Annotated in this window: 1 protein-coding gene; it reads right to left on the bottom strand. The window is 65.3% G+C overall.

Going from position 1 to position 251, the window contains the following annotated elements; genetic code table 11:
- Positions 1 to 42: 42 nt before the first annotated feature.
- Positions 43 to 251, bottom strand: a 209-nt coding sequence (locus tag R0J92_RS25100) for an amidase family protein (protein ID WP_411053681.1), incomplete at its 5' end; no start/stop codon positions are given.

The raw sequence follows: 251 nt of genomic DNA, 5'->3' as shown, positions 1-251 counted from the left end.
GACCATATGGCCTGGCACGCCGCGCGGTTGGCGGTCTGAGGCCTAACCGGGCGGCACCGGCCAGGGCTTTTGCTTGCCGCGCAGTTCCTCAAAGGCGCGGGCCAGGCGCAGCACGCCCAGATCGTCGAAACGTTTGCCGACGATCTGTAGCCCGATCGGCAGGCCCGTTTCGGTATAGCCCGCATTGACGGAAATCGCCGGCTGCTGGGACATGTTCCAGACGACGGTGTAGCCGATATGCTCGAACGGCC

The sequence above is a fragment of the Tritonibacter sp. SIMBA_163 genome (assembly GCF_046535935.1).
Lineage (GTDB): Bacteria > Pseudomonadota > Alphaproteobacteria > Rhodobacterales > Rhodobacteraceae > Epibacterium > Epibacterium scottomollicae.
Note: the sequence above shows the minus strand (reverse complement) of the source record. Positions and strands in the feature narration are given on the sequence as shown.